At 54.4% G+C, this 15,811-nt stretch carries 10 protein-coding genes and 1 pseudogene; 6 read left to right on the top strand and 5 right to left on the bottom strand.

Going from position 1 to position 15,811, the window contains the following annotated elements; translation table 11 throughout:
• Nucleotides 1–17 precede the first annotated feature (17 nt).
• From ACR3ZL_RS14645 to ACR3ZL_RS14660, 4 genes are all read left to right on the top strand, one after another.
• A complete protein-coding gene (locus tag ACR3ZL_RS14645; RefSeq protein ID WP_473652374.1) occupies nucleotides 18–212 on the top strand; it encodes a hypothetical protein in 195 nt (64 codons plus the stop codon).
• A gap of 168 nt (nucleotides 213–380) precedes the next feature.
• Nucleotides 381–1,514 carry a Gfo/Idh/MocA family protein gene (locus ACR3ZL_RS14650; RefSeq protein WP_473652373.1) on the top strand — a complete coding sequence of 378 codons (1,134 nt, stop codon included), beginning with the start codon at nucleotides 381–383 and terminating at the stop codon, nucleotides 1,512–1,514.
• 131 nt (nucleotides 1,515–1,645) lie between these two features.
• Nucleotides 1,646–6,022: a PVC-type heme-binding CxxCH protein gene (locus ACR3ZL_RS14655; RefSeq protein ID WP_486172727.1), complete on the top strand. Its 4,377-nt coding sequence runs from the start codon at nucleotides 1,646–1,648 to the stop codon at nucleotides 6,020–6,022.
• A gap of 399 nt (nucleotides 6,023–6,421) precedes the next feature.
• Nucleotides 6,422–8,263: a heavy metal translocating P-type ATPase gene (locus ACR3ZL_RS14660; protein WP_473653554.1), complete on the top strand. Its 1,842-nt coding sequence runs from the start codon at nucleotides 6,422–6,424 to the stop codon at nucleotides 8,261–8,263.
• 81 nt (nucleotides 8,264–8,344) lie between these two features.
• Here the strand turns inward: ACR3ZL_RS14660 and ACR3ZL_RS14665 are convergent, their stop codons facing one another.
• On the bottom strand, nucleotides 8,345–9,928 hold the full coding sequence (locus ACR3ZL_RS14665) for an MBL fold metallo-hydrolase RNA specificity domain-containing protein (RefSeq protein ID WP_473652372.1): 1,584 nt from the start codon (nucleotides 9,926–9,928) through the stop codon (nucleotides 8,345–8,347).
• A gap of 558 nt (nucleotides 9,929–10,486) precedes the next feature.
• On the opposite strand from ACR3ZL_RS14665, the gene ACR3ZL_RS14670 reads away from it, so the two are divergent.
• Nucleotides 10,487–10,852 (top strand): SpoIIAA family protein, encoded by a 366-nt coding sequence (locus tag ACR3ZL_RS14670; protein WP_473652371.1) that lies wholly within the window; start codon nucleotides 10,487–10,489, stop codon nucleotides 10,850–10,852.
• A gap of 40 nt (nucleotides 10,853–10,892) precedes the next feature.
• On the opposite strand, the gene ACR3ZL_RS14675 is transcribed toward ACR3ZL_RS14670, so the two are convergent.
• The 4 genes from ACR3ZL_RS14675 to ACR3ZL_RS14690 form a co-directional block, all read right to left on the bottom strand.
• Nucleotides 10,893–11,723, bottom strand: coding sequence for an anti-sigma factor domain-containing protein (locus ACR3ZL_RS14675; protein WP_473652370.1), 831 nt, complete (start codon nucleotides 11,721–11,723; stop codon nucleotides 10,893–10,895).
• Nucleotides 11,720–12,331, bottom strand: coding sequence for an RNA polymerase sigma factor (locus tag ACR3ZL_RS14680; protein WP_473652369.1), 612 nt, complete (start codon nucleotides 12,329–12,331; stop codon nucleotides 11,720–11,722). The genes ACR3ZL_RS14675 and ACR3ZL_RS14680 overlap by 4 nt, the downstream gene beginning before the upstream one ends.
• 46 nt (nucleotides 12,332–12,377) lie before the next feature.
• A complete protein-coding gene (locus tag ACR3ZL_RS14685) occupies nucleotides 12,378–13,523 on the bottom strand; it encodes a fasciclin domain-containing protein (RefSeq protein WP_486172728.1) in 1,146 nt (381 codons plus the stop codon).
• A 215-nt stretch (nucleotides 13,524–13,738) separates the two neighbouring features.
• A complete protein-coding gene (locus ACR3ZL_RS14690) occupies nucleotides 13,739–14,131 on the bottom strand; it encodes a helix-turn-helix transcriptional regulator (protein ID WP_473652368.1) in 393 nt (130 codons plus the stop codon).
• 341 nt (nucleotides 14,132–14,472) lie between these two features.
• Here ACR3ZL_RS14690 and ACR3ZL_RS14695 point away from each other — a divergent pair.
• Nucleotides 14,473–15,585: pseudogene (locus tag ACR3ZL_RS14695) on the top strand (proton-conducting transporter transmembrane domain-containing protein); the annotation flags it as partial.
• Nucleotides 15,586–15,811 lie beyond the last annotated feature (226 nt).

Genomic DNA, 15,811 nt, shown 5'->3' on the forward strand with positions numbered 1-15,811 from the left:
ATTCTTAGGAGACTCTCATGACCCATCATTGGGCACTTTTGCTACTCGTGTGCGGACTTGCCGTACCCTTAACCGGGTGCAGCGAAAAGAAGAACTCGGTGATTTTGGCTTCGCCTGAACGCATCGAACGGTGGGAGAACTATGGCGAGTCCTCTCAAGAAGATTACAAGAGTCGAGGTCGTGGATCGAGATCCATCCCCAAGTCCGAGTAATCGATTCCAGTATTGGTCAATTTTGAAGACCAATCTCGCCCCGCTCGCAAGAGCGGGGCTTTCGTGATCGTTGTTTCCAATGGTCAATCCGTACGCGTCAGCAGTACGGCAACGAGCAACCTTCCAAAACAGGTCAAACCAAATAGATACCCATAAGGTGGATAGGATATGAACGGACAGAAAGTAAAAATGGCGATGGTGGGTCTCGGGTTCGGTTCCGAATTCATTCCGATCTACCAAGCTCATCCGAATGCCGAAGTCGTGGCGGTGTGTCGTCGCAATGAAGTGGAGTTGAACAAGACCGCTGACCAATTTGGCATCGAGGGTCGCTATACCGATTTCGAAGAGGTGCTTGCGGATCCGAATGTGGATTGCGTGCATATCAACAGCCCGATCGGCGATCATGCATGGATGTCGCTGCGAGCATTGGACGCAGGCAAGCACGTGATGTGTACCGTCCCGATGGCGACCACCGTCGATGAGTGCCGCCAGATCGTCGAAAAGGTTCACGACACGGGCCTGAAATACATGATGGCGGAGACCGTCGTCTACAGCCGCGAATTCCTTTACATCAAGGACCTGTACGAGAAAGGCGAACTTGGAAAGATCCAGTACCTTGCCGCGTCGCACCCGCAGGACATGGATGGTTGGCCTAGCTATTGGGAATCGATGATCCCAATGCATTATGCGACCCACGTGGTCAGTCCATGTTTGGGGCTTACCGGAGCGTTGGCCGAGTCGGTGAACTGCTTTGGGTCCGGTACCGTTAGCGACGACATCGCTAAGAAGTCCGGCTGCACGTTTGCGGTGGAAAGTTGCCACATCAAGCTGAAAGACAGTGACGTGACCGCTCACATTTGGCGATTCTTGCACGACGTGGCTCGTCAGTACCGTGAAAGTTTTGACGTCTACGGCACTAAGAAGAGCTTCGAGTGGTCGTTGGTCGAAAACGAGCCGCATGTGATTCACACGGCGAAGAAGCCAGAAAACGAGATTCCGGAAAAGATTGAGATTCCGGATTTCGCTCATCTTCTTCCTGAACCCATCCAACGGTTTACGCTGCCCGCGGAAATCCACGACGCCGAGCACCTGTCCTTCTTGCAGGGCGGCGGCCACGGTGGCTCGCATCCGCACTTGGTGCACGAATTCATCTCCGCCGTTGCGGAAGACCGCGAGCCTTCACCAGGTGCGGTTACCAGTGCCAACTGGACGTGCGTTGGAATCTGTGCACACGAGTCGGCGCTGAAGGGCGGCCAGCTCATCGAGCTTCCCGACTTTGCTCTGCAGCCTGCGTTGGCCTAGGTCAACCGAGGTAAGCTTTGTGCTGCGGTTTGTTGCGACCGCAGCCTTTTCGGTTTGGGCTGGCTTTGTCAGCCCAGTTAAAATCCGTAGCAAGATTATTCATTCTTTCGTCAGCCCTTTTTGTACTCATCATGAATCGCTTCCGTTGTCGACTCGTTTGTGTCGCGTTCCTAAGCTTGCTCGGCGCTTCCATCACGGTAGCACCCGCAGCCGAGATTCCAGCTCTTTTTCTAGGTGATCGTGGTCCGCACCAACCTCGGGCACGGTTCGATGAACTGCAGCCCGTCTTAGCGGACCGTGGGATCGAACTGACCTACACAGACCAATTGTCAGATCTAACCCAAGAACAGCTTGGCGAATATGACGCCTTGGTGTTGTACGCCAATATCGACGAGATCGATGCAGACAAAGCAGCAACGCTTCTGCAGTACGTGTCCAATGGCGGTGGTTTCGTGCCGCTGCACTGTGCAAGCTATTGCTTTCGCAATTCACCTGAGTTGGTCGCGTTGATGGGCGGCCAGTTCCAACGGCATGGAACCGGAGTTTTTCGCGGCAAGATCGCGAAGCCCGACCATGAGTTGATGCGAGGTTTCAGTGGCTTTGCAAGTTGGGACGAAACCTACGTTCACACCAAACACAACGACGCCAATCGTACGGTACTGGAATACCGAGTCGATCAAGAAGGCCGAGAGCCTTACACCTGGATTCGCGATGAGGGCAAAGGCCGCGTCTTCTATACCGCGTGGGGGCACGATTCACGGACGTGGACCAATCCAGGTTTCCACAATTTGGTCGAACGAGGCATTCGCTGGGCCGCAGGTGCGGATCCACAAGAAGCCGGCACCTACTTCGAACGTCCCGAATTCAGCCCGCCCGAAATGACGGAGCTGCCTAAAAATGTAAAACCGTTTGAGTACGTCGACGTTGGACGGGAAATCCCCAACTACCAAAAGTCAGACAAGTGGGGCGTGCAGGGCCAGCCACTGAACATGATGCAGAAGCCTCTTGAGCCGAAAGAGTCCATGAAGCATTTGGTCGTCCCGAAAGGGTTCCACGTCGAGTTGTTCGCTTCAGAACCGGAACTGGGCGGAAAGCCGATTTGCATGACGTGGGATGAACGAGGACGCTTGTGGGTCGCCGAGACGATTGACTACCCCAACGAACTGCAACCCGCTGGCAAAGGACGCGACCGCATTCGGATTTGTGAAGACACGGATAAGGACGGGAAGGCCGACAAGTTTACCGTCTTTGCGGAAGAACTCAGCATCCCCACCAGCATCGCGTTCTACAAAGGCGGCGTGATCGTCCAGAACGCCGTCGAAACGCTTTATCTGAAAGACACCGATGGTGATGATCAAGCGGACGAAAAGAAGGTGTTGTTTACCAATTGGCAACTCGGTGACACTCACGGTGGTGTCAGCAACTTCCAGTACGGTTTGGACAACTGGATTTGGGCGATGCAGGGTTACAACGACTCACAACCGGAAGCCAATGGCAAACCGCAGCAACGATTCCGCATGGGATTCTTCCGGATGCGTCCGGACGGAAGCGAACTGGAGTTCATTCGTTCGACCAATAACAACACCTGGGGACTTGGTATCAGCGAAGAAGGTTTGATTTTTGGATCAACCGCTAACCGTAACCCCAGCATCTACATGCCGATCGCGAACCGGTACTACGAAGGCGTTCGCGGTTGGGCGACATCCTTGACCTTATCGTCGATCGCCGACAGCAATCGGTTCGAGCCGATTACGGATAAGGTACGCCAGGTGGACCATCACGGCGGCTACACCGCTGCCGCTGGACATGCGTTGTATACAGGACGTGCTTATCCACAACAGTACTGGAATCGGGTTGCATTCGTTAACGGCCCGACCGGCCACCTGGTAGGCTCGTTTGTTTTAGAATCCACCGGCAGTGATTATCACTCCAGCAGTCCGTTCAATCTATTGGCGAGCGATGATGAGTGGACTGCGCCGATCATGGCCGAAGTTGGACCCGATGGCCAAGTTTGGGTGATCGATTGGTACAACTACATCGTCCAGCACAACCCGACACCAGAAGGTTTCCAGACGGGTAAGGGCCGGGCTTACGAGTCCAAATTGCGAGACAAGAGGCACGGACGCATCTATCGAGTCGTCGCCGACGACAACTCCAATGCGACCTGTCCAGACCTGGGCGCGGCAACGCCACAAGAATTGGTCAACGCGTTAACCGATCCAACGATGCTTGTTCGAAAGCATGCCCAGCGATTGTTGGTCGAGCGGGGCAATGACGATGTGCTGCAATCACTTGTCAAGCTGGTCGAGGACGATTCAGTTGATGCAATTGGACTGAACGTCGGTGCGATTCACGCTTTGTGGACGCTGCACGGCCTGGGTCTGCTTGACGGTTCGAACGATGTGGCGACAAAGGCTGCCGTTGTGGGCCTGAGTCATCCTTCCGCTGGTGTCCGTCGAAACGCGGTTCAGGTATTGCCCGTGAAAGAAGCTTCGGTGAAGTCACTCGTCGATACAGGCTTGCATCGTGATGCAGACGCGCAGGTGCGACTTGCTGCCGCTCTCGCGCTAGCTGACTTGCCCGTCTGTTCAGAAAGCGGCGAAGCTTTACTTGAGATGTTGGCGTCGAGTACGAACCTTAACGATCGCTGGATCCCCGATGGGATTACGAGTGCGGCGGCACACAATAGCAGTGCATTCTTGAAGGCACTCGCGTCAATCCAAGATCTACCCAGTGCGGCCGTTCCGATCATAGCTAGAGTTGCTGAACACCATGCTCGGGGACGAGAAAATTCAGACTTGGCGGAAATCGCTGCGGGTTTAGCAAAAGCAGACTCCCAAATCGTGACCGCTGTCCTTCAGGGTTTTGAGAAGGGCTGGAAGCGAGACTTCCAGGTTGATCTGTCGCCGGAGATCGAAGAACGATTGGCGAAGCTTCTCCGCAATTCCGACACCGGAACCCAATCGACGTTGGTCAAGTTGGCAATCGCTTGGGGCAGTGAAACATTTGGCGAGCACGCGGGTGAGATTTGTGCAGGCTTGCTAGATACGGTCCAAGACGAAGACGCTTCAGACAAGGACCGCGTGCAAGCGGCCAAGCAATTGATCACGTTCCGTCCTAGTGATGAAGATTCAGCAATCGATCTACTTGACGAGGTCAATCCACGAACTTCACCGGAGCTGGGGAGCGGTATCTTGGAAGCGTTGCAGGCTAGCAAGTGGAGCGGGATCGGTGACGAAATCGTATCGCGTCTTGGTACGCTAACCCCGTCGCTGAAGCAGGCCGCTTTGACCCAGCTTCTCAAACGGCCAGCATCGACTTTGTCGCTGTTGGACGGCGTCGAAGAAGGATCGGTATCGTTGGACGAACTGGCTCTTGATCAACAACAGGCACTCGCCAACCACCCCGATCCCAAAGTGAAGGAGATGGCGGCGAAGCTACTCGCTCAAGGTGGTTCGTTACCCAACGCTGATCGCCAACGGGTGCTGGACGATTACATGCCCACTACGACGCGAACGGGCGACGCCGTTCGAGGCAAAGCGATCTTCACCGAGCATTGCTCGAAGTGTCACATCCACGGCACCATCGGTGTGGAAGTGGGGCCCAATTTGACTGGGATGGCTGTGCATCCCAAACGGGAATTGCTGACACATATTCTGGATCCAAGTCGCAGCGTTGAGGGTAATTTCCGAGCCTACACCGTATTGACGGTCGACGGGTTGGTGCTCAACGGGATGCTTGCATCGGAATCCAAAACCGCCATCGAGTTGTTCGACACGGCCGGTAAACGTCAGAGCGTTCTGCGGGAGGACATCGAGGAACTTGTGATGTCACGGCAGTCCATCATGCCGGAAGGCTTCGAAAAGTCGATCACCATGAACAACATGGCTGATCTGCTCGAATTCTTGACCGCGAAGGGCAAATACGTGCCGCTTCCGCTTGGATCGGTCGCCACCGCGGTGAGCACCAAACCCTTGTTCGGCGGCCCGGCCAATGGCGACGATCGTTTGGTGTTTTCCGATTGGACAACGAAGATGTATGGCGAGGTTCCGTTCCAGGTCGTTGATCCCATGGGCGGCAAGAAAGCGAACATCATTTTGCTGAACGGACCGCGTGCCGAGTTGCCTCGGAAGATGCCAAAAAGTGTCTCATTGCCCTGCCATACCGGGTTAAAGGCAGTTCACTTGCTGGGTGGTGTTGGAGGGTGGAACTATCCATATAGCAATTCGCCGACCGTTTCGATGATCGTTCGCTTCCGCTATGCCGATGGCAAAGTGGAAGATCATGAGCTGAAAAACGGCGTGCAAATCGCCGACTACATTCGACGCGTTGACGTTCCTGAAAGTGAGTTTGCGTTCGCTCTCGGAAACCAACAAGTACGATACCTGTCGGTGGCTCCGAAGTCAGAAGAGATCGTTGAGACGATTGAGTTGGTCAAGGGCAGCGATGACTCCGCACCCATCGTGATGGGAGTCACTATCGAACCAATCGCGTCAGCATCGCATTAGTGGCCGAGATCGCTTCGTTCTCCCTCGGCAATCGCCGTAGGAACCCGAGTCAGTCCTGATCTGACAATCGTCTATGAACCGGATGGCAATCGCCGTCCGGTTTTTTTGTGCGTCTACGGCAAGTTGATCCTTCAGTGTGATGTAATCAATGTCTTGCGAGAATCTCTGCCGCGGTGTTTGCTAGACTGATAGGAGCGTCCCTTGCTTATTCGCGATTAGATTTTCCAGTCGGCTCGCGTGAATTGCCCGGAAGGCATCGACTTGACGGACCTGGAAAGCTTATTGGTAAGTTGGGTTTATCGGGACTTCCAGCCAATCCATCTTCAAACTCCATCTTGAAATTTCGTGACTACGCCTGAATCAGTATCCAAGCCGGTTCAAGCGTGGAAATCGCGTGAGATGTTGATCGCGTTGTTTACCATCGCGATGATCGCGATTCATTTGGTGATGCGGTTTGCGTTGGAGGTTCCTGAAACTCAGCGGAATTTGCCGTTGTGGCTAGCGTTGTTCTTCGGCGGGATCCCGTTAGTGTGGGAGCTGCTTCGAAAGATGATGCGGCGGGATTTCGGTTCGGATCTATTGGCTGGGATCTCGATTGTTGTTTCTGTGTTGCTGGGTGAGTATCTGGCCGGGGCGTTGGTGGTTTTGATGCTGTCCGGCGGTGAAGCACTCGAAGCCTATGCGGTGAGCAGTGCGTCATCGGTCTTGCGAGCGCTCAGTAAACGGATGCCCGCGGTGGCCCATCGCAAGAACGATTCCACGGTCGAAGACGTTCCACTGCATGAGATTGCGATTGGCGACACTGTCGCCGTTTTCCCTCATGAAACTTGTCCAGTCGACGGCATCGTCGTGGAGGGGCACGGTGTGATGGACGAGTCTTACTTAACCGGCGAACCCTACATGATGTCCAAGGCACCGGGTGTTGCGGTCTTGTCCGGCGCCATCAATGGTGAGTCCGCTCTGATGATTCAGGCCGGTAAATTGGCGATCGATTCTCGGTACGCCAAAATCATGGAGGTCATGGAGGCGTCTGAGCAACAGAAACCGCAGATGCGACGAATGGCTGATCGGCTTGGGGCTTGGTACACGCCGCTAGCCATCGCAATCGGCGTTGCAGCGTGGGTTGCCACTGGCGATCCTGTTCGCTTTCTAGCCGTTATGGTGGTCGCGACCCCCTGTCCTTTGTTGATTGCGATTCCGGTTGCCATTATCGGATCGATTTCATTGGCGGCACGACGGGCAATCATCGTCCGCGATCCGACTGCGTTGGAGACCGCTGACACGTGCCGCACGCTTATTTTCGACAAGACTGGAACACTCACCTACGGCGAACCCAATCTTGTCGAGCAATTGTGTGTTGACGAAAGACGGTCTCAAGAGATCCTTTCGTACGTCAGCAGCTTAGAACGTTTTTCCAAACACCCGCTCGCCAACGCGATTGCCAAAGCAGCCACTCAGTCCAAGGCCGTACTGTACGGTGTCTCCGAAGTCAGTGAACCACCCGGTCAAGGCCTGACCGGTCGTGTTTCAAAGCACAGAATCGAAGTCACGAGCCGAAAGAAGCTCCTCGCTGCGCAACCCGATGTTGCCGAATTGTTGCCGCCGCAAGCCGGTGGGCTGGAGTGCGTGATTTTGATCGACGATCAATATGTGGCTACCTATCGTTTTCGAGATACGCCGAGACCCGATGGTGCTTCATTCATTCAGCACCTGGGACCGAGGCACAAGATTGCTAGGACCCTGTTGGTTTCGGGTGATCGCGAATCCGAGGTGAAGTACCTGGCCGGACAGGTCGGCATCCACGACGTCTATGCCAGTCAAAGTCCAGAGCAAAAGCTGGATATCGTTAATGCGGAGACCGCTAAAGCGAACACGATCTTCGTTGGGGACGGTATCAACGACGCGCCCGCGTTGATGGCGGCCACCGTCGGCGTCGCGTTTGGGCAAAACAGTGACGTGACAACCGAAGCCGCCGACGTGGTGGTGCTGGACAGTTCTTTGCAGAAGATCGATGAATTCCTGCACATCAGTCGACGCATGCGAAGGATTGCACTGCAAAGTGCAATTGGCGGTATGGCGGTTAGCATCGTAGCGATGGGGTTCGCATCCGCTGGATACTTAACGCCGGTAGCGGGAGCAATCCTGCAAGAGGCGATTGACGTCGTTGCAGTTCTGAACGCATTGCGTGTCGCAATCCCCCCGAAGTCGCTCATCGATTTCGAGAAAACGAAAGCAAGCTAGTTCAGTGGGCAGGGATTTGTCCTGCCCACCAGATTGCCGAACGTCACGGCACGCTCCGCCGATCTAAAGTACTTTTCGTGACTACTTGCGAGAAAGCGTTTTCGCCAATTGCTCAATCAATTCTTGTCGTTCATGTGGGCTGTCGATGCTTTGCAATCGGTTACTCAGTTCCAACATGAAAGCGGAATACTCGTTGTGCCAATCGCGTTGAAGTTGGGTGACATCGACTCTTGGTTCTGGACGCTCAACCGAATGGGCGGTCTCGCCAGCGACCAATTCAAAACTCTCGTCAAACACTGGCAAGAAGATTCGCTCCGCGTTGATGCCCCGTTCGACCAGCATCTTTTTAAGAACCGCACGAGCTTCGTCGTCGCCGTGGTTTAGAAACAGTCCGCTATGGACTGGGCCTCGTTGGAGAATCCAGTCGATCAGCTCCATTTGATCCGCGTGCGCTGAATAGTTTCCGAGTCGTCGAATCTCGGCCTTGACTTGGTATTCCTTGCCGAAGATGCGAACCTGTTTCGCGCCACTGGTGATGATGTGACCGAGCGTCCCAGGCGATTGATAGCCGACGAAAAGGATCGTGGACTCCTTGCGGAAAATGTTGTTCTTCAGGTGGTGCTTGATTCGACCCGCGTTGCACATTCCACTCGCCGAGATGATGATCGCGCCCTTGGACACGCTGGCGATCGCTTTACTTTCTTCCACGCTCTCGGTAATCCGAAAGTTCTTGTGACGGAACAACTCGGACTCATGGACTTCAATGTCTTCCATGCTACCGGCGTACTTGATGAACACTTCGGTGGCTTTGCTCGCCAGCGGTGAATCCAGATAGACGGTGGCATCCGGAATTTGACCTTCGTTCAGAAGCACCGCGATGTCATGCAACAGTTCTTGGCTGCGCTCGACGGCGAAAGCCGGGATGACGACGTTGCCACCTCGCCCCAATGCACGCTGTAATTCGACCCGCATCGCTTCGCGGCGTTTTTCTAATGTGTAGTCGTCTCGGTCACGATCCCCGTAAGTGCTCTCGCAAATGATGTAGTCGTGTCCACTGGGAGCGTCCGGTTCGGGATGAAACGCCTTCTCTTCAGGCCCCAAATCACCAGAGAACAGCATCCGAATCGATTTGCCGGACTCAGCCACATGGACTTCCGCAGAAGCAGAGCCGAGCAGGTGTCCTGCATTCCAAAACCGAACACGAATCCCGTCGGCAGGCTCGAACCAAGTTTCGTATTCGACCTCGCGAAGCTGAGCCAACGTCGCTACCGCATCCCGTTTGGTGTAGATCGGTTCGATCAGTTCTTGACCGCGTCGCTCGCGTTTTCGGTTCTGACGCTCAGCGTTGTATTCTTGAATATGCGCCGAATCGAGCAACATGAATTGCAACAAATCCACGGTCGCGGGCGTCGCAAAAATTGGCCCCTTGAATCCTGCCCTGGTCAGCTTCGGAAGCAAACCACTGTGATCGATATGGGCATGCGTTAGGATCAGAAACTCTGCTGCAGTGGCGTCAAAAGGTAGCTCGCCGTAGTTCAGTTCTTGTGTTGTTCGGTTGCCTTGGAACATCCCGCAATCGACTAAGAACGAACCGGTTTCCGTTTGCACGTGGGAACAAGAACCTGTGACGGTGCCAGCGGCGCCGCAAAATTTGAGTGTGGCCATGTTGAATTCAGCTTTCCAGCGTGGGGACGCGTGACAGATACCGAGGTAGTCGCCAATTGAGAGTCAATCACCAACCGGTCGAGTGCAGCCAGTCTAGCAGACTGCAACGGTGGAAGACTGAAAGTCGCGCAGACAGGCAACTCATCGAATGGCTTAGCGTGTTCGCAATGCAAGCTGGTTCGTCGACGATCTGTCGTTGGGACTGAATCGCTGAAATTTGAACGTCGGCGAATGAGCGATATTGTCACAGGCGTGCACGAACGGCCATCTGACTTGCGGTATCACCACGCTAGATCTTCCGGCACGACGTTTGCTTTTCCGGACTTCTGAAGTCGCTGTACGAACTAGTGCTTCATCTACATTTCATTCTGGGGTTGATCGTAGTGGATGAGGCGACGAATCCTATCCACTCACCGACCAGACGGGCTCGTCGCCTCGCCCACTACCCCCAACTCGAATCTGGATGAAGCACTAGCTCACTTGCACTCTCAAACTATTTGCTGTTCGTTGAAAGCATGCCTTACCCGTTTCCAGTTCCCTATTTGAAGGAATATCAAAATGTCATTTGCTGTTACTGAAGTAGCCGCCGGTAAAGTGATCCAAGTCGAAGTGACCGGCAAGTTGACCAAAGAGGCCTATGCCGAATTTTTGCCTTTGACGGAGGACAGGATCAAGGAACATGGGAAGGTCCGCATTCTTGTCATGATGCACGACTTTCACGGATGGGACTTGGGTGCCGCGTGGGAAGACATCAAGTTTGACTTCAAGCACTTCAATGACATCGAACGTCTCGCCATTGTCGGCGATTCAAAATGGGAAAAGGGCATGGCAATCTTTTGCCGTCCATTCACGACAGCCGAGATCAAGTACTTTGATATCAGCGAATTGGAACAAGCCCGCGATTGGATTGAGGCGGAGATCTAGTGCACCGTCAAATTGATCTGTCGCAGTTTCTCCGCTTGCCCTATCCAGCAACCGATGCCAGCAGTGGCAATCGTTCCTGAGTCGAGACCACGACGCCGCCGGGTTTCTCAATCGTGATCGCGAACGCTGCTGGTTCGATGACCTGTAGTTTCGCGTTAATCGGAACGATGACCTCACCGGCTGCAGTTACATCGAAGACGCCGCCGTCAATTGGCTCGTCATCGCGAGCCGGGTCAATGATCCATAGCTGATACTGTTCAACGTCAGGATCGTTAATCGGCATGTCAACAAAACGCATGTATCCACGCTGTTCCGCTGTGCTCCACACCACGTCGCCGGAAACGGGATTGTCAAACGGAGTCGTTCCGGATGCCCATTGAACCTCGACTCGATCTGCCACTGTTTTCAAATTCTCACGAGCTTTGGCGAGGTCCATCGCGACGATGGTTCCGTCTTCGGGTTTGAGGTTTGCAGGTCCTTTGCTGTTCCAGACGCCGATCGCAATCAACAAACAAGCCGCTGCGGCTAGCCAGGCTAGCTTCTCACGCAATGCAATCTTGCTGCCGGCGTTTGACCGGTTTGCATTTGATGATGGCACGACCGCGGGATTGCTCGGACGCTCGGGTAGATGATTTACCGCGTCGCGAGCAATCTTCTGGCGTAAGCTTTCCGGCATGGATTGGGCGTTGGATGACGACAATGCCAAATCCAACGCAGCAGCGGCACGCATCAATTCATCGCTGGTTTTAGGACGGGAGTCACCAAACTCGCTATTGAGTTCTTGTAACTCGGCCGCGTCAAGGTCGCCCAAGGCCTCACCGGCCAGCAGTTCGTCCCACGGCGAAGGAGTTTTCGATGATGATGAGTTCATGATCGACTCCCGGTAGGTGTAGCTTTCGCTTGGTTCGTTCCAGTGGCAAGGCCAGGTGCCGTTGCCGTTTCCAGACTACGCTGCATGCAATCTCGAAGCTGGATCAGGCCGCGACGAGCGTAGGACTTCACGGTTCCAAGTGGAAGCGAAAGTTTACCCGCGATCAAGGTGTGCGATGCACCCTGGTGCACCGAAAGTGTGAGCACTTGTTGTTGTGTTGAAGTCAGCTTTTCCAAACAAAGTTTGGCTTGAGCAGCCTCTTCTCCACGAACTAACTCCTCTTCGTTCCCGCATTCCGCAGTGGAATCGACAGGATCCGTGGCGAAGGATTCCATCGACGGGATTCGGGAATCTTTCCGACGTCGATCGATCAAACGGCGACGAGCGATCATCGCCACAAAAGTCGGTTCGGCGGCAACGGCCGGGTCGAATCGCCCGGCTTGCTGCCAAAGTTCTACGAAAATCTCTTGTACGGCGTCTTCCGCGTCGTCGGCATTACCGAGCCAACGCTTTGCCAATGACCAGATCAAACCACCGTAGCGATCCAAACAATCATCGACAGCGGAGCGATCGCCGGAGGCGATACGCGTTAGAACCGATTCAGTCACAAGGTCTTTTCCGTAGCGAGATCTAAACGAAAGTCGTCGCGTAACTCTACTTGGTTGCCAACCGTGCGTACATTTGATCCATACCGCGACGCAACGTCCAGGCCCGTGTGGTTGGACAATGTTGCGAACTGGCCGTTGCAATGACGCTTGTCATATGATGACGCAGCGAAGGGTCCATTTCCGCATCCATCATGCCTTGCATGGTTTGACTGTAAAGATCAGCACAAGCAGCGTGATTTCCGGAGTTGAACAATTCTGACCCTTGAGCGATCGCACCATGGATGACGCCTTGCAAGTTGGCACCCTTGGCTGGTGGCATCAAAACAGTGTCGATCACATGAATGACGCCGTTGGTGCTATCGATATCGGTCGTCACCAATCCAGCATCGTTGATCATCGCACCGGAATCGCCAACCTTCACCGCGATCGATGATCCGTTGAGCGTTTTGGCAGTCTTTGCAGCAACAGCGTCGCTGGAATACACGCGACCTTCGACGACATGGTAAGTCAGAATGTCGACCAGTTTCTGCTTGTTCTCTGGTTTCAGCAGCGATTCCACGGTACCGGCTGGCAATTTTGCGAATGCCTCGTCGGTCGGTGCAAATACGGTAAAGGGACCTTCACCGGAAAGCGTTTCTGCAAGACCAGCGGCTTTCACTGCGGCGACGAGCGTGTTGAATGAGCCAGCACCGATGGCGGTTTCGACCAGGTTCTTATCCGCAGGCAGGATGACAGAGTCGATCACGTGGATGACGCCGTTGTCGCATGCGATGTCAGTCTTGACGACCTTCGCCCCGTCAATCATGACGGTCGACCCGTCTACTTTGACGTCGACTTGTTGGCCTTGAACGGTTTTAGCTCCGGACAAGGCTACCACATCGGACGCCATCACTTTGCCTGGAACAACGTGGTAGGTCAGGATAGCGGCAAGCTTCGACTTGTTTTCGGGCTTCAGCAGCGATTCGACGGTGCCTTCGGGCAGCTTGGCGAATGCATCATCGGTCGGAGCGAAAACAGTCAACGGACCGTCGCCCTTGAGTGTGTCGACCAGTCCCGCGGCTTTCGCTGCCGCAACCAACGTGTTGAAGGATCCAGCACCAACGGCTGTGTCGACGATGTCGGCGGCTTGGGTGTTGACGACGCTGACGGCGGCGATTGCTGCAGTGAGGCAGTAACGTTTGAGAGTGTTCATGTTTCCTGTGCTTTGTTTGTCTAGTTCTGAAATACGAACCTCCGTTCCAACGAACGAAGAGACTGGCCATGTCAGTGACGTATTCGCGAACTTGCCGCAAACGGATGCAAGAAACTGGAATCTTTTTTCAGAAGTCCGGAAACCACCGGAAATAGCGTGGTTTGAAAGCAGTCGCCCACGGTGACAAAAGGGATTTCTGGTCGGCAACCGCCAAGTTAACCAGTGATCAATTTCAATAAATCGCCGATGTCGCGATGAGCTTCGATGGGGTGGCGGAGCGGTTGATCGGTCAGGACCTCGTAGTGGTTCTTCCGGCCGATTTTCTCTCGTTTGATGAAACCATCGTCTTCCAAATCCTGGACGATTCGCTGGACCGCTCGTTCCGTGATACCAACTTGCACGGCAACTTCGCGGAGAACCAAATCCGGCTGGGCATGCAGCACGATTAACACGTGCGCGTGATTTGTAAGAAAAGTCCAGCGGCTGCCAGGCCGGCTTTCCGCAGGGGTTGGCAATTGGGGCGAGGATCGCTGAGTCGAGGTTTCCGTTGCGGTGGACGTCCTTGCACGCGTGGAACTGTGGTTTTTTGCGGCCTTTTTGGCTGCCATCGATGATCTCCCGCCGATACCCCGGACTCCGTGAACTTCACATGCAATCAGGTCGATTCCGGTTTCGACCACTGACCGGTTTGATTGTAGCACTTAAAAACACGAAAAGTTTTTCGTGCTTTCGAATTCTGAGAAAATAGCAGCGTTTTACCGCATCAATAGCGACCCAGTGGCATTCGCTACGGCTGATTCTGCTCATCCTACGCCCGCTGAATGACGAAATATGATTGACGACAGGAAAGTCGTGCTTTAGGTTTCGCGTCTCCTGCTTCTTCTCTTTGGAGGTTTCGATGATGTCCGTTTGGTTGGATCTGATACCCATGACAATCCCGGTCTTGCTAATGACCGCGGTCCTAATTCCCGACGCGGTGGCTCATCGTGACGTGAAGCGTTTTCGGCGGTTGGTCACCTGTGGCGTTGCCGGACAATTTGCGATCTCAACGCTTCTGCTGGTTTGGTTCCTGCTTGATCATGCAGTGCAACGTGGATCCGTTGGGGCGATCAACGAATTGCAGCACCACACATCGCCAATCCTGATCGATGGGCTCTCGACAATGATGTTGGCCTTGGTCGCTTTCGTGGGTTGGGTCACCTGTCAATTTTCGTTGGTGTACCTCGATGGTGAATCGAATCAAGCTCGCTACTTCCGTTGGGCCGCCTTCACGATCGGCGCCGTTAGTTTGATGGTGAGTTCAGGACATCTCGTGTCCCTAGTGCTGGGCTGGTTTGCAACCAACTTCGGACTTCAACAACTGTTGCTACTGAATCGTGACCGAACCGGAGCCCACCGTGCCGCGTGGACCAAGTTTGGGTGCAACCGGATCGGCGATGTCGCATTGATCGCCGCGAGCGTTCTGCTTTATCAGCAATTTGGCTCTCTGATAATGGTCGACATCTTTGAGTCCGCTCAACGATTGGTCACCGACGCTCAAACGATCCCGCCGGGGATTCATGCTGCGTGTGGATTACTGGTAATCGCCGCAATAACTCAATCGGTTCAGTTTCCGTTTCACACGTGGTTGCCTGAAACGATGGAAGCACCCACGCCGGTTTCGGCTTTGATGCATGCCGGCATCGTCAACGCGGGCGGTTTTCTAGTCATCCGATTCAGCCAGGTCTTCTCACTTGCACCGGCCGTGTTGTATTCGCTGGTCTTGATCGGAACCCTGACGGCCTGCTTCGGCGTCGTTGTGATGATGACACAAACCAGTGTTAAAAAGTCACTCGCGTACTCAACGATTGCCCAGATGGGATTCATGATGCTGCAGTGTGGATTAGGCGCCTATATCGCCGCGACCCTTCATTTGGCTGCACACTCACTCTACAAAGCGAACGCGTTTTTGCGGTCGGGTAGCGTGGTCCGAGACCAGCAAGCGACGCTGGGTGCATTGCCGCTAAGCCAGACCGTTCGCTGGACTCAAACTGCATTTGCGGCGGTAATTTGTTGCAGCATGTTGGCGGTCGCTTGGGCGGTGTTTGGAATCTCCGGAACCGAAAAACCCGGTGGCTTGCTGCTGGGCGGGATCCTTTGTCTGGCCCTAACGCAGTGGATCACCAACGCGATGCGAAGTGGCAACGCTAACCTCACGCTGCACGCGATTTTAATGGCTGGTCTGATGTGTTTAGCGTACGCCGCCCTGTTCGCTGGAACCGGCTTTCTGCTTGCCGGTTCGGTCCCAG

This window comes from Rhodopirellula sp. J20-39 (assembly GCF_057365095.1).

Excerpts from the sequence above, each read along its gene's own strand:
- ACR3ZL_RS14645 (WP_473652374.1), top strand. The coding sequence starts at position 18 with ATGACCCATCATTGGGCACTTTTGCTACTCGTGTGCGGACTTGCCGTA.
- ACR3ZL_RS14650 (WP_473652373.1), top strand. The coding sequence starts at position 381 with ATGAACGGACAGAAAGTAAAAATGGCGATGGTGGGTCTCGGGTTCGGT.
- ACR3ZL_RS14655 (WP_486172727.1), top strand. The coding sequence starts at position 1,646 with ATGAATCGCTTCCGTTGTCGACTCGTTTGTGTCGCGTTCCTAAGCTTG.
- ACR3ZL_RS14660 (WP_473653554.1), top strand. The coding sequence starts at position 6,422 with ATGTTGATCGCGTTGTTTACCATCGCGATGATCGCGATTCATTTGGTG.
- ACR3ZL_RS14665 (WP_473652372.1), bottom strand. The coding sequence starts at position 9,928 with ATGGCCACACTCAAATTTTGCGGCGCCGCTGGCACCGTCACAGGTTCT.
- ACR3ZL_RS14670 (WP_473652371.1), top strand. The coding sequence starts at position 10,487 with ATGTCATTTGCTGTTACTGAAGTAGCCGCCGGTAAAGTGATCCAAGTC.
- ACR3ZL_RS14675 (WP_473652370.1), bottom strand. The coding sequence starts at position 11,723 with ATGAACTCATCATCATCGAAAACTCCTTCGCCGTGGGACGAACTGCTG.
- ACR3ZL_RS14685 (WP_486172728.1), bottom strand. The coding sequence starts at position 13,523 with ATGAACACTCTCAAACGTTACTGCCTCACTGCAGCAATCGCCGCCGTC.
- ACR3ZL_RS14690 (WP_473652368.1), bottom strand. The coding sequence starts at position 14,131 with ATGGCAGCCAAAAAGGCCGCAAAAAACCACAGTTCCACGCGTGCAAGG.